Below are 20197 nucleotides of genomic sequence, written 5' to 3'. Positions count from 1 at the left end.
TCACATCGGTGGTCCGTGATACGTCTGAGGTCCTATGAGCACCGAACTGTTCGTCAGCCATCGTGACCTGCTCACCGGGGTGGCGTACCGCATCCTGGGCAGCGCGGCCGACGCCGAGGACGTGGTGCAGGACGCGTGGTTGCGCTGGTCCGAGGTGGACGCGGAGGCGATCGGGAACCCCAGGGCGTACCTGGTGCGCGTGACCACGAACCTGGCGATCGACCGGTTGCGGCGGGTCAGGGCGCGGCGCGAAGAGTATGTCGGCCCGTGGTTGCCCGAGCCGGTCAGCACCGAGCCGGACGCGGCGGAACACGCCGGCCTGGCCGACGGCGTGGAGCTCGCCCTGCTGGTCGTTCTGGAGACGTTGTCGCCGCTGGAGCGCGCGGTGTTCGTCCTGCGGGAGGCGTTCGGCTTCTCGTACGCGGAGATCGCCGGGATCCTGGGCCGAGGCGAACCCGCCGTCCGGCAGCTCGCCAGGCGGGCCCGCGACCACGTGCAGGAGCGCCGGCCGCGGTTCGACGTGGACCGGAGGGAGCGCAGGCGGGTGACCGAGCGTTTCGCCGACGCCTGCGCCGAAGGCGACCTGCGCGGGCTCATGGAGCTCCTGAAGGCGGACGTCACGTTCGTCGGCGACGGTGGCGGCAGGGCGAAGGCGCCGTTGCGGGTGATGACCGGACGGGATCACGTCGCGCGGTTCCTCATGGCCATCGCGTCCGAGAACGGGGTCGCCCGGTTCCTGACCTCGATCGGGGCGGGCGATCTCACCTCGATCGGCTTGGAGATCACCGACGTCAACGGCGGCCCGGCGCTCGTGGCGACCGCCGAGGGCCGCGCCGTCACCGTGATCTCCCTTGTCGTCTCCGACGGCAAGATCGAGACCATCTATCTCATCGCAAATCCGGAGAAGATGTCACGAATCACGCCCAGCGGCACGTCCCGGAGTACATGAGCCAAAACATCACCATCATCGGCGGCGGACTGGCCGGGCTGACCGCCGCGATCGCGTGCGCCGAGGGCGGGGCGGCCGTCACGCTGCACGAGGCGCACCGGACCCTCGGCGGCCGGGCCCGCTCCTCCGCCGCGCCGTACGTCGCGAACGACGGCACGCACGTCTTCTACGACGGCGCGCCGTTCCGGTGGCTGGCGGAGCGGAAGCTGGTCCAGCCGTACGTGAGCCTGCCGCTGAGGGTACTGGCCCGGAGCAGGTTCAGGTACCGCGACCGGCTGACGGCGCGGCCGCCGCTGGGCCTGCTCGCCATGACCGCCCGGCGGGGGGTGCGCGCGCCCGTGGACGAGGACTTCCGTTCGTGGGCCGGGCGCCGGTTCGGTGCGGGACCCGCGCGCGCCGCCGCGGGCCTGCTCGGCGTCGTCACCTACGACGCCGATCCGGGCAGGCTGTCCGCGGCCTTCGTCTGGGAACGCCTCCGGCGCGCCTTCTCGCCGCGCTATCCCACAGTCCGCTACGTCATCGGCGGCTGGGGACGGGTCGTCGACCGGATGGCCGCGCACACGCGCGACCTGGGGGTGCGCGTCGAGACCGGATCGCGGGTCGACGAACTCCCCGCAGGTCCGGTGATCGTGGCCACGTCGCTCGACGCGGCCAGGAACCTGCTCGGCGACGACACCCTGCGCTGGGAGGGCGGCCGCGCCGTCCTGCTCGACCTGGCCGTACGCCGGAGGCCGGGCGACCTGTTCCTCGTCTCCGACCTGGACGAGGGCGGCTTCTTCGAGCGGTACTCCCTGCCGGACCCGTCGCTCGCCCCTCGCGGTGAGAGCCTGGTCCAGCTCCAGATGCCCATGCGGCCGGACGAGTCGAAGGCCGCGGCCGTCGCCAGGCTGGAGCGGATCGCCGACCTCGGCCTGCCGGGCTGGCGGGACCGCCTGACCTGGCGGCGCGACGCCGTGGCGGCGGGCCGGACCGGCGCGCTCGACCTTCCCGGACGTACCTGGCGGGACCGGCCCGCGATCGACCGGGGCGGCGGCGTCTGGCTCGCGGGCGACTCCGTGGCCGCCCCCGGACTGCTCGGCGAGGTGTCCGTCCACAGCGCCCTCGAAGCGGCGGCGGCCGTGCTGGCGGGAAGGGATCGCTCGGCTAGGCTCGGGATCCGTGGTTGAGATCGCGTTGAAGACCCGCGCCCAGGTCGCCGAAGGACCCACATGGCTCCCGGAGACGGGCGAACTGCTCTGGGTGGACATCCCCGCGGCGGAGATCCACTACTTCTCCCCGTCGACCGGCTCCGACACCGTACGGCACGCGCCGCAACACGTCGGCGCGGCCAGACCCCGCGCGAACGGCGGGCTGGTGCTCAACCTGGTCGACGGGGTGGGGCTGCTCGACCCCGACGGCGGGTTCCGCTGGCTGGCCGACCTGGCGCGCGAGGGCGTGCGCGGGAACGACGCCGCGGTCGATCCCCAGGGGCGGCTGTGGGCGGGCACGATGCGGTACGACCAGGCGCCGGGCGGCGGGCGGCTCTACCGGGTGGACCCCGGCGGCGCCGTCACCACGGCGCTGGAGAGCGTGACCATCAGCAACGGCATCGCCTGGAGTCCGGACGGCACGCTCATGTACTACGCCGACACGCCCACCCGGCGGCTCGACGTCTTCGACTACGCACCGAGCGGCGACATCTCCGGCCGTCGCGTGTTCACCGCGATCGAGGGCGGCCGGCCCGACGGGATCACCGTGGACGCCGACGGATGCGTGTGGGTCGCGGTCTGGGGCGCCGGCCAGGTGCGCAGGTACACGCCCGACGGGCGGCTGGACCGGGTGGTGGACGTTCCGGTGGACCAGCCCACCGCGTGCGCGTTCGGCGGCCCCGGCCTGACCGATCTCTACATCACGTCGGAGGCCAAGGAGGGGCAGCCGCTCGCCGGGTCGTTGTTCGTGCTGCCCGGCGCGGGCGCGGGCCTGCCGGAACGCCGCTTCGCCGGGTAGCGGCGGAGTCGGACCGTCCCGCCCCGGTGTACGGGACGGTCCGGTTCGACGACGTTCCGCCGCCGCACGCCGTGGCGTCCCGCTCAGGGTGGTGCTGCCGCCCGTGTCGTGGAGCGTGGCCCGCCTGGCGTGAACCGCGGCCGGTGGGAGTCAGGCGCGGCCGTCGCCCTCCCCCGCCGGGCCGGCGGCGAGTTCGGCCCGCCCGAGCCGGTAGACGGCGGCCATCAGCAGCGCGCCACCGGCGAGTTGGAGCGGGGTGAGGTGCTCGCCCAGCAGGACGACGCCGATCGCCCCCGCGACCAGCGGTTCCAGCAGAACGACCACCGCCGCCGTGGTGCCGCTGACCACGCCCAGCCCGGCGAAGAACAGCCCGTACGCGAGCGCGGTCGGGACGATGCCCAGGTAGGCCAGCGACAGCGTCGCGGCGAGCGGATCACCTCCTGAGGGAAGCACGCGGTCCGCCAGGGCGAGCGGCAGCAGGCAGACGGCACCGGCGACGAAGGACCAGGCGACCGTGTCCCCGCGAGCCTCCCCTTCCCGGTCAGCCGGGCCGGACCGCTTCGCGCCGCTCAGCAGCGTCATCGCGGCGTAGGCCGCCGCCGACAGGACGGCGTATCCCGCGCCGGCCGCGGAGAACTCGCCGGGTCCTCCGGCGAGCATGGCCAGTCCCGCCACGGCCGCGCCGACGCCCGTCTTCGCGGCACGGCTCAGCCGCTCGCCGAGGAGGAGCCGGCCCCCGGCCGCGACGAACAGGGGGTTCACCCCCATGGCGATCATCGTGGCGAGGGCGACGCCGCTCTCGGCGATCGCCGCGAAGTACGCGACCTGGGAGACGGCCATGGTCGTCCCGAGTGCCAGGATCATCCGCCACGACCGGCGCGGATCGGCCCGGCGGGAGCCCGCCGGGCGGCCGATGAAGGTCACGCCGAGCAGAAGCGCGGCCCCGATCACGAACCGCCAGAAGGTGACGGCCACGGGGCTGAGATCTCCCGCCCGCCGCAGGAAGTCGCCGACCGCGCCGCCGGTCCCCCAGGCGATCCCGGCGGCGGACACGAAGATGAGGCCCCGGCGTACGGGCAGGGCAGGAACGTGCGTCATCGATGTCTCTCATGTGAGTGGTGGGAAGGGCCCGGAGAACGGGCAGCCACCATCGGCCGGACCACTTCGGGCCCGGCTCACGAGAGGGTCCGCCCGCTATCGGGCGGGCGGCGGAGAGATGATCAATCGCACGCGTGCACGCTATCGCGGCTCAGCGGCACCGCGCACGCGGGTTTCCGTCCGATCGCTCCCGGCTGGAACTCCTCATTTCGGGAACGAATCAATATTCTGGGAAACGGACCGCCGAAGGGAATTTCCGAAGGGCGGGGTGAGGCCGTACCCTTGCATGGTGGTCGCCCGAGGCGAGGTCAGGTCGCCTCGGGCGGCCACTCTTGTTCACGCCCCGGCCGTCGCGGCCGGGCGATGCCCGGCCAGGAACGCGAGGGTGCGCGTCCAGGCGTCCGCGCAGGCCCCGGCGAACTCCTCCATCCCGAGCTCGAAGAACCCGTGCGGCGCGCCCGGATAGGTGACGATCTCGTGTTCGACACCCGCGTCCGTGAGCGCCGCGCCGAACGCGGCGACCATGTCGGCGGGGATGCCCTCGTCCCCTCCCCCGAACATCGCGAGGATGGGCGCCTCCAGCTCGGGGGCCAGCTGCGTGGGTCCCGCCGCCCCGAAGAGCACGCCGGGATATCCGTACAGGCCGATCGCTCCGGCCAGGCCGAACCGGGGAAGGGCCGACGTGAACGCCATCCGGCCGCCGAAGCAGAAGCCGAGCGAGACCACCGCCGAGCAGCCCTCCCGCCTCAGCCGGTCCGCCCCGGCGGCGATGTCGGCGTACAGGCCGTCCCTCGTGAGCGCGCCGAGATGCTCCATGAAGGGGAACGCGTCGGGGTCGCGCGGTTCGGTGCCGGCCGTCCGGCCGAAGTAGTCGATCGCGAGCGCGTGGTGGCCCTGTTCGGCGAGCCGTACGGTGAGCTGCTCGTAGAAGCCGGACAGCCCGCGGTTGTCGGGCAGCACCAGCACGCCCGTTCCGGACGCCCGCCCGGGGCGGGAGAGATACGCCGCGAACTCGGCGCCGTCGGCGGAGGTCAGCGGGAGGCGCGTGGAGGCGGCGGTCGTTACGGGCGCTCCGTGGATCGGCGGCACGGCATCGGCGTCATAGCACACAGGCGGATTCCCTTTCGGATCGGAATTACGCCCACAATGCTAATGACGAATAATAATGAATACGCCTATCATAACAGAGGCAAATAAATTACCGGCCACCGTTCGATAAACATCCTATTTCTGTGTGCGAATTCGGCGGGGCCGCGGGGAACCGCCGCTCCAGGGATGCCGACCGACCCCCTCCGCCGGCAGGCGCGACCCGCGCCCACCGACTCCGGCACCCCTGGCGAACGGGAGAGATTCAGCGCTTACGGCCCAGCCCGCAGTAGCCGGTCTTGGCCAGGTCCTCGTCCATGAACATGGGCAGGTCCTCGGGGATGGTCAGATCCCATGGGGCGATCAGCTCGAAGTCACCGAAGAAGGCGGCGACCTCGTCCCGCGAGCGCGGCCGGAACGGGGAGTTGGCCTGCTCGTAGAGCTTGGTGATCCGGGCCATCATCTCCGGTTGGGCGTCGCTCCCCGCGTGCGCGATCGCCAGATAGCTGCCCGGCGCGAGCGCCGCGCGGTACTCCTCGACGAACTCGTGCGGCCGGTCCTCGTCGGGGACGAGGTGCAGCAGGAACATCATCAGCACGCCGACCGGCTGGTCGAAGTCGATCACCGCGCGCACCTCGGGGTGGTCGAGGACGCTCTTCGGGTCGCGCACGTCCGCGTGCACCATGGCCACGCGCTCCGGCTCGGCGAGCAGCGCCCGGCCGTGCGCGCAGACGACCTCGTCGTGGTCCACATAGACCACGCGGGCGTCCGGCGCGACCCGCGTGGCGATCTCGTGGACGTTCTCCCGGGTCGGCATGCCGGATCCGAGGTCGAGGAACTGCCTGATCCCCTGCGCCGCGAGATGCTCGACGATCTCCCGGATCGTGTCGCGGCTTTGGAGCGCGATCTCCCGCATCTGGGGGAAGATCCCCAGCACGAGATCGCCCATCTCCCTGTCGGCGGCGAAGTTGTCCTTGCCGCCCAGGTAGTAGTCGTACATGCGGGCGGCGTTGGGGATCTGCGGGTTCACACCGGCCGGGGCAATGGGGTCAGACACGATCACTCCTCAGGTTTTGGGAATGATCGTAAGGGGTATCGCTGGCGAATTTTCCACTTTTGTGTGGCTTGCGCCGCCCCCGTGGAGACGCAAGCCACACCGGTGTCATTCGTCCTCGATGACCCTCTGCGCCCCCGCGTACCAGCCGGCCACCATCTGGGCGGCGACCACGGCGAACAACAGCGCGAACGGCATCGTCCAGCCGCCGCTGACCTCGTACAGCACGCCCACGGCGAGCGGGCCGGCGCCGGCGATCAGGTAACCGGCGCTCTGCCCGAAGGCGGACAGCGCCGCCGTGGCCTCGGCCGTCCGGGCGCGCAGCGCGAGCATCGCCAGCGCGAGCGGGAAGGAGCCCATGCCGATGCCCACGACGATCGTCCACGCCCAGAGCGCGTGCCCGGTCAGCAGCCCGGCGAACCCGATCACGTACGCGGCGCCGAACCCGATGACCAGCAACCGCTGGTCGGCCATCCGGGCGGCGAGCGCCGGGACGAGCATCGAGATCGGGATGCCCAGACCGGTGAACACCGCGAGGATCGTTCCCGCCTGCCCCGACGTGTACCCGTTGTCCTGCAGCAGCTGGGGAAGCCAGCCGAACATGACGTAGGCGATGAGGGACTGGGTGCCGAAGTACGCGGCGATCGCCCAGGCCAGCCTGCTGCGCGCCAGCTCGCCGAGTCCCGTCCCGCGTACCCGGTGCCGCTCCGGCTCACTGCGCACGAGCGCAAGCCACGGAATGGCGGAAACGGCGGCCAGAGCCGCCCACACACCGAGTGCCACGTGCCAGTTGCCTCCCGCGGCCCGCTGGATGGGCACGGTCGCGGCGGCGGCGAGCATGGTCCCGACGGCCATGGCCGTCGAGTAGACAGTGGTCATCATCCCGGCCCGCGCGGGGAAGTGGCGCTTGATCAGCGTCGGGATCAGCACGTTGCCGATCGCGCCGCCGGACAGCGCCACCACGCTGGCCGCGAGGAACACGCCCGAACTCTGCACCGCGGAGCGCAGCAACAGCCCCGCCCCGAGCAGGACGAGCGCGGTCAGGAGCAGCCGGTGCTCGCCCACCCGGTGGGAGAGCGCCGGGGTCATCGCCCCGAAGAGGGCGAAACAGAGCACCGGCAGCGTGGTGAGCAGCCCGCTCGCCACACCCGACATGCCGAGGCCCGCGCTCACCTGGTCGAGCACGGGGCCCACGCTGGTCACGGCGGTTCGCAGATTGAGCGCCGCGAGAACGATACCGAGCCCGACGAGCCAGGCGACCGATCCCGATCTGCCCCTGCGTACGACGACGGCGGTCATGCCGGTGACAACCCTCTTTTCAGTGTCGATTCATCCTATGATTCGACAACCATACCAGAGGGCGTGTTCCCGACATGAACCGTAAACACTGCCGTAACACCCGTACGGACACTCCGGCGTGCCGGGGCGCGCAGGTCAGGTACGCGGCAGGCGCGTTCCCGGGTCGCCCGCCGGCGGCACCGGTCCGGGACCAGGCGCGGGGAGCGGCGACTGGGGCGGGTACTGCGGGTTCACCGGCTGGGGCGGCATCGGCTCGCCGATGTCGTATCCGGTGCCGGATCCGCCCTCCTGATGGCGGGCCGGGATGTCACCGCGCCAGCCACCGCTCTCGGTGCCGCGCGACTCGATGAAGGTCTTGAACCGCTCCAGATCGCCCTTGACCCTTCTCCGTACGATCTGCAGCACGTCGGCCGCGGTCTCGGCCACGCCCTCGGGGTCGTACTCCAGCTGGAGCGTGACACGTGAGTGATCGTCGTCGAGGCGGTGGAACGTCGCCACCCCGGACTGGTGCGGCCGGTCCAGCGAGCGCCAGGCCACCCGCTCGTCCGGATGCTGCTCGGTGACCTCCGCGTCGAACTCGCGCCGGATGCCGCCGATCTCGACGACCCAGTACGTCCGGGTGTCGGTGACCTGCTTGACGGAGTCCACGCCTTCCATGAACTCGGGGAAGCTCTCGAACTGGGTCCACTGGTTGTAGGCGGTGCGCACCGGGACGTTCACGTTGACCGAGTGTTCGATCGAGCTCATGCCTCTCCTCCTGTCCTCGTGGGTTCGGAGGATTGCCCTGCCCCGCGTGACCCGCTCTAGTCCGATTCGCCGGTACGGGTCACGACGGCGCGGCGACGCAGCCAGAACAACCCGAGGATCGGCAGCACGAGCGGCACGAAGAGGTAGCCGGCGCCGTAGCCCGACCACACCGTCGCATGCGGGAACGCCGCGGAGTCGACGAGGCTGAGCGTGCCGACGATCAGCACGCCCGACAGTTCGACGACGCAGGCCGCCAGGGCGAGCCGCCGCTCCCCGCGGGCCAGGGCCACGGTGAGCAGGATGTACACCACGGCGGCGAACGCCGAGAGCAGGTACGCCAGCGGCGCCTCGCCGAACCGCGTCGCGATCTGCACGGCGGCGCGCGCGGTGGCCGCGAGGGCGAACACGCCGTAGACGGCGACGAGGACCCGGCCCGGCCCGGATGTCACCTGAGCGCTCACGCCGTACCGTTCCAGAGTTGGAGGAGCCGTCCCGTCATGACCGCGACGGTGAACCCGGCGACCGCGATGACGCCGGGGCCCCAGCGGGTGCGCTCCGCCTTGCCCCACCAGACGGCGGCGGGCGGGATCACGACGGTCCCGGCGAGATAGCCGACGAAGGTGGCCGTCTCCTGCTCCAGGTCGGACAGCCGCGTCACCGCCAGGCCCGCCTGTACGAGCAGGGCCACCTCGATGAGCGCGAGCCCGGCAAGCAGGACGATGCCCATGGGCCGGTTCCGGATGGCCGTGATCAGACTGATCAGGGCGAGCAGGAGGGCCGCGCCGATCAGCCAGCCGGAATAGGCACCGATCATCGCGCGTCAGGGGTCGGGAGCATGGCCAGTAGGTTACCGCCACCACCGGCCGCCCCGGATTTCGCCTCCGGCGGTGGTCTGTCGCGCGGCCTGGGCCGCGAAAGATGGGTGGAGCTATGGGGATTCGAACCCCAGACCCCCTCCATGCCATGGAGGTGCGCTACCAGCTGCGCTATAGCCCCTGGTCACCGCTTCGAGTCTTCTCGACGCGGCGCCCGAGGAGCATATAGCGACCATTTGCCGTTTACCTAATCGACACCTGGAGGGAACCGCACGCGTCAGCGGTCGGTTTCCGCTTCCGGCCTGTCGTCGCTGCTCACGGGCTCGGGAAGCGTTCCCGCGTTGTGCTCGAGCAGCCGCCAACCTCGACGGCCCTCCTCCAGGACGGACCACGAGCAGTTGCCGAGCCCGCCCAGGGCGGACCACAGCTCCTCGGGCAGGCCGAGGAGGCGGGCGATGCCGAGCCGGAGCGCCGCGCCGTGGGAGGCGACGACCAGCAGGCCGTCGTCCGGAAGGCGGGTGACCCAGCGCCGGATCGCCTCCGAGACGCGGTCGGCGACGTCGGCCACCACCTCACCGCCCGGGGCCTCCCACGCCTCGAACTCGGCCGGCCAGCCCGCCTTGATCTCCTCGCGGGTCAGCCCCTCCCACGCGCCGCCACCGCGTTCGCGCAGCTCCTTGTCCACCTGCACGCCGAGACCGGTGAGCCTGCCGAGGGCGGCTCCGGTGTCGTAGGCGCGTTGCAGGTCGGAGGAGACGATCGCCGTGGGCTTCAGCGCGGCCAGCAGGGACGCCGCCCGGGCCGCCTGGGCCACCCCGGTCCTGTCCAGCGGGATGTCGCTGTGGCCCTGAAAGCGTTGTTCGACGTTCCATTTCGTCTGGCCGTGGCGCAGACAGACCACCCGCCGGCTCACGCGGGCCTCCGCGCCGCCGGTTTGAGGCGTTCGGTCACCGGGCCGCCCCGCCGGCCCGCTGCGCGGCCACCTTGGTGACGCTCTCCGGAAGCTCGATCGAGGGGCAGTCCTTCCAGAGCCGCTCCAGGGCGTAGAAGGTGCGCTCCTCTTCGTGCTGGACGTGAACGACGATGTCGATGTAGTCGAGGAGCACCCAGCGCCCCTCACGCTCGCCCTCACGGCGGACCGGCTTGGCGTCGGCCTCGATGCGGAGCTTGTCCTCGATCTCGTCCACGATCGCGCGGACCTGACGGTCGTTGGAGGCGGAGCAGAGCAGGAAGGCGTCGGTGATGACGAGCTGCTCGCTCACGTCATAGGCGATGATGTCGTCGGCCAGCTTCTCCGCGGCGGCCTCGGCGGCCACGCTCACGAGCTGAAGCGATCTCTCAGATGCGGTCACGATGTGGTTCTGTCCTCCATTGCCGGGCACACGTTCCGATCGGCTCCTCCAAGGGTGCCCACCGGACGGCGGGTGATTCAATCCCGTTTTCGCGCCCGACCCTATCCGGACGCACTCCCGCCGTATCAACGTACGCCACCGGGCTACCGATTCCACCCCTCGCGCCTCGTCCGGGGCCCCGCGCCAGTCAGCCGCCCGCCAGGCCCCTGAACAGCGCCTCGCCGCCCGTCAGGTCACCCCTCCGCGTCGCGGTAGAGGCCTCGCTTGTTGATGTACTGGACGATCCCGTCGGGTACGAGGTACCAGATGGGCTCCCCCGCTGCGACCCGCTCACGGCATTCCGTCGAGGAGATCGACAGCGCCGGGATCTCGATCAGACTCACCCTGCCTTCGGGGAGGCCGGGGTCGAGCAGCGCGTGCCCCGGACGGTCACAACCGACGAAGTGGGCGATCGTGAACAGCTCGTCCACGTCCCGCCAACTCAGGATCTGCGCGAGTGCGTCGGCGCCGGTGATGAAGTACAGCTCCACATCCGGTCCGTATATGGACGCGATATCGCGCAACGTGTCGATCGTGTACGTCGGTCCCGGACGGTCGATGTCGACCCGGCTCACCGAGAAACGGGGATTCGACGCCGTCGCGATCACCGTCATCAGGTAACGGTCCTCGGCGGCGGTGACCGTCTTGTCGGCCTTCTGCCACGGTTGCCCGGTGGGTACGAACACCACCTCATCAAGCCGGAAGTGGTGCGCCACCTCGCTCGCGGCCACGAGGTGACCATGATGGATCGGGTCGAACGTCCCTCCCATGATGCCCAGCCGTCTGGTCGCCGCCCCGTTTCTCATGAAACGGACCCTAGCCTGCAAGTCGTACTAGACCGGAACTACCCCTCTAAATCACTCTCCCGCGCGCGGCCCGTTCCACCGACATAGCATGCGGAGCATGACCACTCCCGATCGCAATCGCGTGCAGCTGCCCGGCATCAGCTCCCGCGCCTACGAACACCCCGCCGACCGTTCCGCGCTCGTCGCGATGCGTTCGCTCAGCGGATTCGACTCGGTGCTCAAGCGCATGTCCGGCCTGTTCAGCGAGCGCCGCCTGCGCCTGATGTTCCTGGCCTCCGCGGTGCGCACGACGGACACGCAGTTCCGCGCTCTCCACGACATGGGCCGCGACAGCGCGTACATCCTCGACCTGCACCGGATCCCCGAGATCTACGTGCAGCAGGATCCTCAGGTGTCCGCCATGGCCATCGGCTTCGACGAGCCGTTCATCGTGGTCTCGACCGGCCTGCTCGACCTGATGGACGAGGAGGAGCTCCGCTTCGTCATCGGGCACGAGACCTCCCACATCCTGTCGGGCCACGCCGTCTACGGCACGATGCTGGCGATCCTCACCCGCCTGGCCACCCGGGTGGCCTGGATCCCGCTCGGTTACATCGGCCTGCGGGTCATCGTGGCCGCCCTGGAGGAGTGGCAGCGCAAGGCCGAGATGTCGGCCGACCGCGGCGGCCTGCTCGCCGGGCAGGACCCCGACGCCGCGCTGCGCGCCCTGATGAAGCTGGCCGGAGGCTCCCGCCTGCACGAGATGAACATCGAGGCGTTCCTCGACCAGGCTCGTGAGTACGACACCGGCGGCGACGTCCGCGACGGCCTGCTCAAGGTCCTCAACCTGCTCGGCACCACCCACCCGTTCGCGGTCACCCGGGTCGCCGAACTCGACCGCTGGCGCCGCTCCGGCGAGTACGAGAACATCCTGGCCGGGAACTACCCACGCCGCGCGGACGACGCCAACGCCAAGATCACCGAAGAGGTCAAGGCCGCCGCCAACTCCTACCGCGAGTCGTGGGCCCAGTCCCAGGACCCCTTCATCGGCGTCCTGCGCGACGTCGCCGAGGGCGCGGTCAACGCCGGTGAGCGCATCTTCAACAAGTTCGCCCGCAGGGAGAACTAGGAGCCGGGTCCGGGGGGCGCCTCCCGGACGGCACGGCGACACACTCGCCGACGGATCCATCCCGTCCGGAGTTCGGACGGATACCTAGACGAAGAACGCCACCGCTCGCACGGCAGCCGCGCACAACGCGACGAAGCCGCCGAGCACGGCGAGCGCCCGCAAGCCCTCTCTCCGCAACTCGGGCACCCGAGCGCCGACGCGCTCGACCTCACGGCCGATGATCCCGCCGGTGACGACGCCGAAGGCGATCCCCGCGACCGTCACGGGCACCGCCTGGGTCCACCACTCGGGTTCCAGGCGTGCTCCGGCCGTGAGCCAGAGCGCGGCGAAGGCCGCGGCCGCGGCGGGCAGCCCGGGCCAGGCCACGGCCGAGACGAGCGAGCCCGCCAGGGTCAGGGGAAAGGTCAGCACCCGCAGGACGCCCCGCACCCGGGGTGACTCCCGCTTGCGCACCAGCCAGTGACCGCTCCACAGAGCCCTGATGAGGACCGCGAGCGTCCCTGTGATCGCGAACGTGGCGAGAGGGAACACGAGCGACGCCACCACGCACGGGATCGCGAGCAGCGCGAGCACCAGAAGCGCGGCGCTGCCGGTGGGAAGGCCCGGCGTGCTCGCCGCCGCGGCCTCGGCGGCGAGCGCGGAACCGGGGCGCCGTACGGTGCGCCGCCCGCGTCGCCGCGCCTCGGCGGGGATCGCCGGGGAACGGTCTCGCGCCCCCTCCGCGGCCTTGTCCGCGCTCCTGTCCCGGATCCTGGCCCTGCTCCCGTCGTGCGTCTCCTCCGGCTCTTCAGGCGCGGCACGGCGCCGCCCGCCGCTCGTGAACGCCGGTTCGGCGGAGGCGCGGGCGAGCCGGGCCAGCCGGTCGGCCAGCACGGCGGCCGTGGGACGCCTGCTCGGGTCGCGGTGCAGGGCCGCCCGGATCAGCGGCAGCAGCGCGGCGGGCACTCCGGCCAGGTCCGCCTGGCCGTGCAGGATCGCGTACATCTGGGACTGCACGGTCCCCCTGCCGAAGGTGGGCCGTCCGGTGGCGGCGAACGCCACCGTCGCCGCCCAGGCGTGCACGTCGGCCGGTTGTCCCACGGTCTCGTCGGCGAAAAGCTCGGGCGCCGCGTACCCGGGAGTGCCGAGGAAGGTCCCCGTCATGGTCAGCCTGGTCGCGTCGAGGACCTGGGCGATCCCGAAGTCGATCAGCACCGGCCCGTCCACGCCCATCAGGACGTTCGCCGGTTTGAGGTCGCGATGTACGACCCCGGCGGCATGCGTGATCGCCAAAGCGGTCGCGAGCCCCTGGGCGAGCGAGATCAGGTCGCACTCGGCGAGCGGCCCCGCACGGCGCACCGCGTCGAGCAGGGTTTCGCCCTCGATGTGCTCCATCACGAGATAGGGCCGGTCGCCCGACAGGTCGGCGTCCAGGACCTGCGCGACGTACGGACTCTCCACCCTCCGCAGGGCCCGTACCTCACGCTCAAGGCGTAATCGGGCGTCAGGATCGTCGCCGAGCGGGTCGCGGAGCATCTTCACGGCGACCTGCTCGCCCCGGCGGTTGGCCGCGAGGTAGACCTCGCCCATGCCGCCCCGGCCCAGCCGCTCCAGCAGCGCGTACGGGCCGACCCGCCCTAGACGTCCACCCATAGGAGGGACAACCATAGCGGCCTCCGGGGACAAATCCGGGGAGGCACGCCGGGCGGATATCAGGCCGAGACGGGGGCGGCCCCCTCCCGCCGCCGGCGCTCGGCGAGCAGATGATCGAGGCTCAGCCAGCCCGGTCCCGCGACCGCGATGACCAGAGCCAGCGCACCCAGCGCGAGCACCAGTTCGAGGCCGCCCTCACCGGACCCGTGCGGTACGTGGACGTACAGGAACGCCCCCGCGGCCACCATGCTCACGGCGACTCCCACGACGGACGTGAGCAGCCCCAGGATGAGCAGTGAGCCACCGCCGAGTTCGGCGAGGATGGCGAACATCGCCGAGACGCCCGGCATCGGAATGCCCGCCGTGGCGAACTGCTCGGACGTGGCCTCGACGCCGTTGCTGTACTTCTCCCAGCCGTGCGTGACGAAGATGACCCCGAGCACCGACCTGCCGATCAACGCGACGACGGCGTAGAGCACCCGCTTCATCACGAGTCCTTCAGCAGGAGCTCCAGCTCCGTCTCGGGCTCCGCGTTCAGCCTTCTGGGCCCGGTGCGCCGCCAGTTGACGTGCCCACGGCTCTCCAGCCACAGCATGAGCCGGTCGGCAGCGACGACCACGCCGACGGCCATGCACAGGGCGACCACAATCTCCATGCGCACAGCCAAGCCCCACCGCGTCGCCGCCCCTAGTGACACGCTGGTTACTTTGCGCAACATTGGCCCCAGCGAAGGCAACCACAAGTCATTCTCAAGCGCCCTAGACAATCCTTGGGGGTGGTCCGTCGCACCGGGGGAACGCGTGCGGCGGCAATCGGGAGAACACAACCAAGAAAGCGGTGGTTCACCTCAATGGACACCGATCGCACGACCGGGCGGGGCACCGGACAGGTCACCGTCGTGATTGCCGACGAGCATCCCCTGTATCTCGAGGGGATCCGGTCCGCACTCCACGACTGCACCGACATCACCGTCACAGGAGCCGCCTCGGAGCCCATCGACGCGATGCGGCTCGCCGCACGGCTCCGCCCCCGCGTCGCCCTCATCGACGTCGCCATGCCGGAGGTCGTCGACTATCTGACCCGCAGGTGTCCCGCCGTACGGGTCCTCACGCTGGGCACAGGAGACGACGGGAGGAATCTACTCACCGCCCTCAGGGCCGGGACCTACGGGCACCTGCTCAAGGGCTCCGAGCCCGGCGAGGTCGCGGCGGCGCTCCGTTCCGTCGCGCTGGGACAGATGGTGTTCGGCCGGGGCGTCGGGACGCGGCTGCTGGCCCACCTCAGCGCCCCCGTGATGCGTATGCCGTTCCCCGGGCTGACCCAGCGCGAACGCGAGGTGCTCGAATACCTGGCCGACGGCCGTTCCAACGCCGAGATCGCCCGAGAGCTGTGCCTGGCCCCCAAGACCGTGCGCAACCACGTCAGCAACGTGCTCAACAAGCTGGAGGCGCCCACCCGCGTGGACGCCGCGCTGCGGGCCAGGGACGCGGGCCTCGGCTCACGCCTCGTCCTCACCCACGTCTGACGCGGAACGCGTCCGCTCCGGACCCCGTCCGGGTCCGGAGCGGCTCCGGTCGGCGGCTACCCTCGGACGTGCCCGTCGCCGGTGTAGATCCACTTGGTGGACGTGAGCTCGGGCAGGCCCATCGGGCCGCGAGCGTGCAGCTTCTGCGTCGAGATGCCGATCTCGGCGCCGAACCCGAACTCTCCGCCGTCGGTGAACCGGGTGGAGGCGTTGACCGCGACCGCGGCCGAGTCCACGGTCGCCACGAACCTGCGCGCCGCCCGCTGCGATCGGGTGACGATCGCGTCGGTGTGGCCCGAGCCGTACGTCCTGATGTGCCGGACGGCGTCATCGAGCGAGTCGACGACGGCCGCGGCGATGTCCAGCGAGAGGTACTCGGCGAAGAAGTCCTCCTCGGTGGCCACCACGACGTCGGCGCCGTGCGCGCGCACCCGCTCGTCGCCGTGGAGTGTCACGCCCGCGTCCTTGAGCGCCGTGAGGGCCCGCGGCAGGAACTCCCCGGCGATGTCGGCGTGCACGAGGAGCGTCTCGGCCGCGTTGCACACCGAAGGCCGCTGCGCCTTCGCGTTGATCAGGATCGAGAGCGCCGTCTCGATGTCGGCGTCGGCGTCCACGTACACGTGGCAGTTGCCCACGCCGGTCTCGATGACGGGCACGGTGGACTCCTCCACCACACTGTTGATCAGCGACGCGCCACCGCGCGGGATCAGCACGTCCACCAGGCCGCGGGCCCTCATCAGCTGCTTGGCCGACTCCCGCGTCTGCCCCGGGACGAGCTGCACCGCCGCGGCGGGCACCTCCGTCGCCGCCAGCGCATCCTGCATGATCCGCACGAGGACGGTGTTCGAGGAGTACGCGCTGGAGGAGCCGCGCAGCAGCACGGCGTTGCCGCTCTTGAGGCACAGCGCCGCCGCGTCCACGGTCACGTTGGGCCGGCCCTCGTAGATGATGCCGATGACGCCGAGCGGCACCCGCACCTGGCGCAGCTCCAGCCCGTTGGGCAGCGTACTGCCCCGCACCACCTCGCCGACGGGGTCGGGCAGCTCGGCCACCTCGCGTACGGCAGCCGCGATCTTCTCGATCCGGCCGGTGTCGAGCCGTAGGCGGTCGATCATCGCCTCGGACACGCCGCCCGCGCGGGCCTTCTCCACGTCGGCGGCGTTCGCCTCGACGATCTCGGCCGAACGGGCCACCAGGGCGTCCGCGACGGCGCGGAGCGCGAGATCCTTCGGCGCACGCGGCAGCGGGGCCAGCACGGTGGCGGCGTCCTTCGCCGCGCGGGCGACCTTCAGGAAGTCTTCTACCTCAGACATGCTCCGCACTCCAGAACTAGTGGTGGTGCCCCAGTATGACGATGTGGTCCCGGTGGATCAGCTCGCGCTCGTATTCCGGACCGAGCGCCCTGGCCAGCTCCCGGGTGGAGCGGCCGAGCAGCTCGGGGATCTCGCTCGCGTCGTAGTTGACCAGGCCGCGGGCCACGACGACGCCGGCCGGACCGCAGAGGTCCACCGGGTCGCCCGCGGAGAAGTCGCCCTCGACCTTGACGACACCCGCGGGAAGCAGGGACTTGCGCCGCCCGACGACCGCCTCGACCGCGCCTTCGTCGAGGTGGAGCCGCCCCTGGCCGGTGGCGGCGTGGGCCAGCCAGAGCAGCCGCGTGCCGGGATGGCGGCCCACCGGATGGAAGTAGGTGCCGACGTCGTCACCGGCCAGCGCGTGCGCGGCGTGCGCGGCCGCGGTGAGGACGACGGGGACCCCGGCGCCGGTGGCGATGCGGGCGGCCTGCACCTTCGTGACCATGCCGCCGGTGCCGACCCGGCCGGACGTGCCCAGCTCGACGCCCTCCAGGTCCTCGGGCCCGCGGACCTCGGTGATCCGCCGGGCGCCGTCCTTGCGCGGGTCGCCGTCGTACAGGGCGTCCACGTCGGAGAGCAGGACCATCGCGTCCGCGTACGTGACGTGGGCGACCAGCGCGGCGAGCCGGTCGTTGTCACCGAACCGGATCTCGTCGGTCGCCACGGTGTCGTTCTCGTTGACCACGGGGACGATGCCGAGCTCAAGCAGCCGCGCCAGCGTGCGCCGCGCGTTGCGGTAATGGGACCTGCGCATCATGTCGTCCGCGGTCAGCAGCACCTGGCCGACCCGCAGGCCGTACCTCGCGAAGGACGAGGTGTAACGGGCGACGAGCACGCCCTGGCCGACGGAGGCCGCCGCCTGCTGGGTGGCCAGGTCCTTGGGACGGCTCCTGAGCCCGAGCGGGCCGAGTCCCGCCGCGATCGCGCCGGAGGAGACCAGCACGATCTGCCCGCCCGCCAGCCGGCGCGCGGCCAGCACGTCGACCAGCGCGTCCACCCGGTCCACGTCGATGGTGCCCTGCGGGGTCGTCAGCGACGACGACCCCACCTTGACGACCAGCCGCGCGGCCGTGCCGACCTGCTCCCTGCTCATCCGCCCATCCCCTCTCAGGCGAGCCTGCTGTCCGTACCGCGGGGCCCGGCCATCCGGGTCTGCGTGCCCTGGGACGGCTGCCAGTCGAAGACGTATCCGCCCTCCATCGGACCGATGACCACCTCGGCGCCGACCTGGGCGCCCGCCTCGACCAGCGCCTCCTCGACGCCGAGTCGTTCCAGCCGGTCGGCGAGGTAGCCGACGGCCTCGTCGTTGGTGAAATCGGTCTGGCGGATCCAGCGCTCGGGCTTCTCGCCCGTGACCTGGAAGGTGTTCTCGTCCACCCGCTTGACCGCGAACCCGGTCTCGCCGAGCTGGCGCGGCCGGATGACCAGGCGCGTCGGCTCCTCGACCGGAGCCTCCGCCCGTGCCCGGGCCACCATCTCCCCCATCGCGTACGACAGGGGCGTCAGGCCCTCGTGCGAGGCGGCGGAGATCTCGAAGACCCGCAGGCCGCGCTCCTCCAGCATGGGCCTGACGATGTCGGCGAGGTCCCGCCCGTCGGGCACGTCCACCTTGTTCAGCACGACCATCCGCGGCCGGTCCTGGAGCGAGCCGTACGCCGCGAGCTCGGCCTCGATCACGTCGAAGTCGCTGAGGGGATCACGGCCCGGGTCGAGGGTGGCGCAGTCGAGGACGTGCACGATGGTCGAGCAACGCTCGACGTGCCGCAGGAACTCATGGCCGAGTCCCTTGCCCTCCGACGCTCCGGGGATCAGACCGGGCACGTCGGCGACGGTGAACACGGTCTCCCCCGCGGTCACCACGCCGAGATTGGGGATCAGGGTGGTGAACGGATAGTCGGCGATCTTCGGCCGGGCGGCCGACAGCGCCGCGACGAGAGAGGACTTGCCGGCGTTCGGGAACCCGACCAGCGCCACGTCGGCGACGGTCTTGAGCTCCAGCATGATCTCGGCTTCGTCACCGGGCTCGCCGAGCAGCGCGAAGCCGGGGGCCTTGCGCCTGGCGTTGGCCAGCGCGGCGTTGCCCAGCCCGCCGAAACCGCCCTGGGCCGCGACGTAGCGGGTGCCCGCTCCAACGAGGTCCACCAGCACCTCACCGGTCCTGGCGTCCTTCACGACGGTGCCGTTCGGGACCGGCAGCACGACCGTCTCGCCGGTCGCGCCGTCACGGTTGGACCCCATGCCCTGCTTGCCGTTGGCCGCCCGGCGGTGCGGGCGGTGGTGGTACTCCAGCAAGGTGGCCGTGTTGGGATCCACCTCCAGGATCACGTCACCGCCCCGGCCACCGTTCCCGCCATCGGGGCCGCCGAGCGGTTTGAACTTCTCCCGGTGGATGGAAGCGCAGCCGTGACCGCCATCACCCGCCTTGATGTGGAGGATGACGTTATCGACGAAATCAGCCATTGCTTCCCCTCATGGGAGGGGTCGGCGCGCTTTCACCGCTGTGCCCCTCAGAAAAAGAGATGAGGCGGACCGAGAATTCGATCCGCCTCATCTACAACCGTTTGCCGAGCGGATTCACTCCGCGATCGGGACGATGCTCACCGCGCGCCGGCCCCGCTTGGTGCCGAACAGCACGTGGCCCGCCGCGAGGGCGAACAGCGTGTCGTCGCCACCACGGCCGACGTTGTCACCCGGGTGGAAGTGCGTGCCGCGCTGGCGAACGATGATCTCGCCGGCGTTGACAAGCTGACCACCGAAGCGCTTCACGCCCAGACGCTGAGCGTTCGAGTCGCGGCCGTTCCGGGTGGACGAGGCGCCCTTCTTGTGTGCCATGATTCACTCCCTTTCGGGGGACATCCCCCGGGAAATACTTACTGTCCGGGGTTGATGCCGGTCACCTTGACCTGGGTGTACCGCTGGCGGTGGCCCTGGCGCTTCTTGTAACCGCTCTTGTTCTTGTACTTCAGAATGCGAATCTTGGGGCCCTTGGTCTCACCGAGAATCTCGGCCGTCACCTGGAACCTGCCAAGCGTGGCAGCGTCGGTGGTGACATCGCCGTCGTTGACGACGAGCACCGCCGGCAGCGACACCGAGGAGCCAACCTCGCCGGCGACCTTGTCCACCTCGAGGACGTCCCCGACGGAGACCTTCTGCTGCCTGCCGCCGCAACGAACGATCGCGTACACCGCGGAACCCTTCTTCTGGCTAAATGCTTAGATGCTGCGCCCCGCATCCAGCTGCTGTCGATAACACGACCGGCGAACCGGGTAGGCGCGCGAAGCCAGGCGCGCCACCGGGCGCACCGGTTGACTAGGGTACCGGATTACCGGTACCCAGGTCGAACCGG

Annotated in this window: 23 protein-coding genes and 1 tRNA gene; 5 read left to right on the top strand and 19 right to left on the bottom strand. The window is 71.0% G+C overall.

Annotation, left to right across the window (positions count from 1 at the left end):
- Positions 1 to 34: 34 nt before the first annotated feature.
- The 3 genes from IMZ11_RS20175 to IMZ11_RS20165 are packed head-to-tail and all read left to right on the top strand — an operon-like array spanning position 35 to position 2935.
- Entirely contained in the window at positions 35 to 949 is a 915-nt protein-coding gene (locus IMZ11_RS20175; RefSeq protein ID WP_228643701.1) for an RNA polymerase sigma-70 factor, read from the top strand.
- On the top strand, positions 946 to 2115 hold the full coding sequence (locus tag IMZ11_RS20170) for an FAD-dependent oxidoreductase (protein ID WP_228643699.1): 1170 nt from the start codon (positions 946 to 948) through the stop codon (positions 2113 to 2115). Before IMZ11_RS20175 ends, IMZ11_RS20170 begins: the two co-directional genes overlap by 4 nt.
- Positions 2108 to 2935: an SMP-30/gluconolactonase/LRE family protein gene (locus tag IMZ11_RS20165; protein WP_228643697.1), complete on the top strand. Its 828-nt coding sequence runs from the start codon at positions 2108 to 2110 to the stop codon at positions 2933 to 2935. The genes IMZ11_RS20170 and IMZ11_RS20165 overlap by 8 nt, the downstream gene beginning before the upstream one ends.
- 150 nt (positions 2936 to 3085) lie before the next feature.
- On the opposite strand, the gene IMZ11_RS20160 is transcribed toward IMZ11_RS20165, so the two are convergent.
- The 11 genes from IMZ11_RS20160 to nadD all read right to left on the bottom strand — a co-directional run bounded on the left by IMZ11_RS20160 (position 3086) and on the right by nadD (position 11231).
- Entirely contained in the window at positions 3086 to 4033 is a 948-nt protein-coding gene (locus IMZ11_RS20160) for a DMT family transporter (protein ID WP_228643695.1), read from the bottom strand.
- A 336-nt stretch (positions 4034 to 4369) separates the two neighbouring features.
- Positions 4370 to 5143, bottom strand: coding sequence for a dienelactone hydrolase family protein (locus IMZ11_RS20155; RefSeq protein ID WP_228643693.1), 774 nt, complete (start codon positions 5141 to 5143; stop codon positions 4370 to 4372).
- A gap of 241 nt (positions 5144 to 5384) precedes the next feature.
- Positions 5385 to 6176: an SAM-dependent methyltransferase gene (locus tag IMZ11_RS20150; RefSeq protein WP_228643691.1), complete on the bottom strand. Its 792-nt coding sequence runs from the start codon at positions 6174 to 6176 to the stop codon at positions 5385 to 5387.
- A gap of 105 nt (positions 6177 to 6281) precedes the next feature.
- Positions 6282 to 7472 carry an MFS transporter gene (locus IMZ11_RS20145; protein WP_228643689.1) on the bottom strand — a complete coding sequence of 397 codons (1191 nt, stop codon included), beginning with the start codon at positions 7470 to 7472 and terminating at the stop codon, positions 6282 to 6284.
- Positions 7473 to 7607: 135 nt separating this feature from the next.
- Positions 7608 to 8219 carry an SRPBCC family protein gene (locus IMZ11_RS20140; RefSeq protein WP_228643686.1) on the bottom strand — a complete coding sequence of 204 codons (612 nt, stop codon included), beginning with the start codon at positions 8217 to 8219 and terminating at the stop codon, positions 7608 to 7610.
- Between the two features lie 56 nt (positions 8220 to 8275).
- A complete protein-coding gene (locus IMZ11_RS20135) occupies positions 8276 to 8680 on the bottom strand; it encodes a hypothetical protein (RefSeq protein ID WP_228643684.1) in 405 nt (134 codons plus the stop codon).
- Entirely contained in the window at positions 8677 to 9033 is a 357-nt protein-coding gene (locus IMZ11_RS20130; protein ID WP_061257323.1) for a hypothetical protein, read from the bottom strand. The genes IMZ11_RS20135 and IMZ11_RS20130 overlap by 4 nt, the downstream gene beginning before the upstream one ends.
- Positions 9034 to 9142: 109 nt before the next feature.
- Positions 9143 to 9215: transfer RNA gene (locus IMZ11_RS20125), tRNA-Ala, on the bottom strand.
- Between the two features lie 96 nt (positions 9216 to 9311).
- Complete coding sequence (locus IMZ11_RS20120) at positions 9312 to 9947, bottom strand: histidine phosphatase family protein (protein ID WP_228643682.1); 636 nt, start codon at positions 9945 to 9947, stop codon at positions 9312 to 9314.
- Between the two features lie 34 nt (positions 9948 to 9981).
- Positions 9982 to 10386 carry a ribosome silencing factor gene (gene rsfS / locus IMZ11_RS20115; protein WP_228643681.1) on the bottom strand — a complete coding sequence of 135 codons (405 nt, stop codon included), beginning with the start codon at positions 10384 to 10386 and terminating at the stop codon, positions 9982 to 9984.
- Between the two features lie 233 nt (positions 10387 to 10619).
- The gene (nadD, locus tag IMZ11_RS20110; protein WP_061257321.1) at positions 10620 to 11231 is read right to left on the bottom strand and encodes a nicotinate-nucleotide adenylyltransferase; all 612 of its coding nucleotides are present in this window, start codon (positions 11229 to 11231) and stop codon (positions 10620 to 10622) included.
- A 97-nt stretch (positions 11232 to 11328) separates the two neighbouring features.
- Between nadD and IMZ11_RS20105 the strand changes: the two genes are divergently transcribed.
- Positions 11329 to 12339 carry a M48 family metallopeptidase gene (locus IMZ11_RS20105; RefSeq protein WP_228643679.1) on the top strand — a complete coding sequence of 337 codons (1011 nt, stop codon included), beginning with the start codon at positions 11329 to 11331 and terminating at the stop codon, positions 12337 to 12339.
- An 84-nt stretch (positions 12340 to 12423) separates the two neighbouring features.
- Here IMZ11_RS20105 and IMZ11_RS20100 read toward each other — a convergent pair whose 3' ends face one another.
- From IMZ11_RS20100 to IMZ11_RS20090, 3 genes are read right to left on the bottom strand one after another with little or no spacing between them, the layout of a single operon-like run.
- Entirely contained in the window at positions 12424 to 13971 is a 1548-nt protein-coding gene (locus IMZ11_RS20100) for a serine/threonine-protein kinase (RefSeq protein ID WP_228643676.1), read from the bottom strand.
- A gap of 59 nt (positions 13972 to 14030) precedes the next feature.
- Positions 14031 to 14459 carry a DoxX family protein gene (locus tag IMZ11_RS20095; protein ID WP_228643674.1) on the bottom strand — a complete coding sequence of 143 codons (429 nt, stop codon included), beginning with the start codon at positions 14457 to 14459 and terminating at the stop codon, positions 14031 to 14033.
- Positions 14459 to 14626, bottom strand: a complete 168-nt coding sequence (locus IMZ11_RS20090) for a hypothetical protein (RefSeq protein WP_228643672.1) — start codon at positions 14624 to 14626, stop codon at positions 14459 to 14461. The genes IMZ11_RS20095 and IMZ11_RS20090 overlap by 1 nt, the downstream gene beginning before the upstream one ends.
- Before the next feature lie 195 nt (positions 14627 to 14821).
- On the opposite strand from IMZ11_RS20090, the gene IMZ11_RS20085 reads away from it, so the two are divergent.
- Positions 14822 to 15496: a response regulator transcription factor gene (locus IMZ11_RS20085; RefSeq protein ID WP_228643670.1), complete on the top strand. Its 675-nt coding sequence runs from the start codon at positions 14822 to 14824 to the stop codon at positions 15494 to 15496.
- Between the two features lie 56 nt (positions 15497 to 15552).
- On the opposite strand, the gene IMZ11_RS20080 is transcribed toward IMZ11_RS20085, so the two are convergent.
- From IMZ11_RS20080 to rplU, 5 genes are all read right to left on the bottom strand, one after another.
- On the bottom strand, positions 15553 to 16809 hold the full coding sequence (locus IMZ11_RS20080) for a glutamate-5-semialdehyde dehydrogenase (protein WP_228643668.1): 1257 nt from the start codon (positions 16807 to 16809) through the stop codon (positions 15553 to 15555).
- Positions 16810 to 16825: 16 nt separating this feature from the next.
- Complete coding sequence (proB, locus tag IMZ11_RS20075; RefSeq protein WP_228643666.1) at positions 16826 to 17944, bottom strand: glutamate 5-kinase; 1119 nt, start codon at positions 17942 to 17944, stop codon at positions 16826 to 16828.
- A gap of 14 nt (positions 17945 to 17958) precedes the next feature.
- Positions 17959 to 19311: a GTPase ObgE gene (obgE, locus tag IMZ11_RS20070; RefSeq protein WP_228643664.1), complete on the bottom strand. Its 1353-nt coding sequence runs from the start codon at positions 19309 to 19311 to the stop codon at positions 17959 to 17961.
- A gap of 114 nt (positions 19312 to 19425) precedes the next feature.
- Positions 19426 to 19683, bottom strand: coding sequence for a 50S ribosomal protein L27 (gene rpmA, locus IMZ11_RS20065; RefSeq protein WP_067130520.1), 258 nt, complete (start codon positions 19681 to 19683; stop codon positions 19426 to 19428).
- A gap of 38 nt (positions 19684 to 19721) precedes the next feature.
- The gene (gene rplU, locus IMZ11_RS20060; protein WP_061257313.1) at positions 19722 to 20036 is read right to left on the bottom strand and encodes a 50S ribosomal protein L21; all 315 of its coding nucleotides are present in this window, start codon (positions 20034 to 20036) and stop codon (positions 19722 to 19724) included.
- Positions 20037 to 20197: the final 161 nt, after the last annotated feature.

It is taken from the genome of Microtetraspora sp. AC03309, assembly GCF_020826795.1.
Classification (GTDB): Bacteria; Actinomycetota; Actinomycetes; order Streptosporangiales; family Streptosporangiaceae; genus Microtetraspora; species Microtetraspora glauca.
The sequence above is the reverse complement of the archived record's forward strand: the minus strand, read 5'-3'. Positions and strand labels throughout refer to the sequence as shown.

Bases quoted from the DNA above. Each gene is read 5' to 3' on its own strand.
- IMZ11_RS20175 (WP_228643701.1), top strand. From the start codon at position 35: ATGAGCACCGAACTGTTCGTCAGCCATCGTGACCTGCTCACCGGGGTG.
- IMZ11_RS20170 (WP_228643699.1), top strand. From the start codon at position 946: ATGAGCCAAAACATCACCATCATCGGCGGCGGACTGGCCGGGCTGACC.
- IMZ11_RS20160 (WP_228643695.1), bottom strand. From the start codon at position 4,033: ATGACGCACGTTCCTGCCCTGCCCGTACGCCGGGGCCTCATCTTCGTG.
- IMZ11_RS20145 (WP_228643689.1), bottom strand. From the start codon at position 7,472: ATGACCGCCGTCGTCGTACGCAGGGGCAGATCGGGATCGGTCGCCTGG.
- IMZ11_RS20140 (WP_228643686.1), bottom strand. From the start codon at position 8,219: ATGAGCTCGATCGAACACTCGGTCAACGTGAACGTCCCGGTGCGCACC.
- IMZ11_RS20130 (WP_061257323.1), bottom strand. From the start codon at position 9,033: ATGATCGGTGCCTATTCCGGCTGGCTGATCGGCGCGGCCCTCCTGCTC.
- nadD (WP_061257321.1), bottom strand. From the start codon at position 11,231: ATGAGAAACGGGGCGGCGACCAGACGGCTGGGCATCATGGGAGGGACG.
- IMZ11_RS20105 (WP_228643679.1), top strand. From the start codon at position 11,329: ATGACCACTCCCGATCGCAATCGCGTGCAGCTGCCCGGCATCAGCTCC.
- IMZ11_RS20100 (WP_228643676.1), bottom strand. From the start codon at position 13,971: ATGGGTGGACGTCTAGGGCGGGTCGGCCCGTACGCGCTGCTGGAGCGG.
- IMZ11_RS20095 (WP_228643674.1), bottom strand. From the start codon at position 14,459: ATGAAGCGGGTGCTCTACGCCGTCGTCGCGTTGATCGGCAGGTCGGTG.
- IMZ11_RS20090 (WP_228643672.1), bottom strand. From the start codon at position 14,626: ATGGAGATTGTGGTCGCCCTGTGCATGGCCGTCGGCGTGGTCGTCGCT.
- IMZ11_RS20085 (WP_228643670.1), top strand. From the start codon at position 14,822: ATGGACACCGATCGCACGACCGGGCGGGGCACCGGACAGGTCACCGTC.
- IMZ11_RS20080 (WP_228643668.1), bottom strand. From the start codon at position 16,809: ATGTCTGAGGTAGAAGACTTCCTGAAGGTCGCCCGCGCGGCGAAGGAC.
- proB (WP_228643666.1), bottom strand. From the start codon at position 17,944: ATGAGCAGGGAGCAGGTCGGCACGGCCGCGCGGCTGGTCGTCAAGGTG.
- obgE (WP_228643664.1), bottom strand. From the start codon at position 19,311: ATGGCTGATTTCGTCGATAACGTCATCCTCCACATCAAGGCGGGTGAT.
- rpmA (WP_067130520.1), bottom strand. From the start codon at position 19,683: ATGGCACACAAGAAGGGCGCCTCGTCCACCCGGAACGGCCGCGACTCG.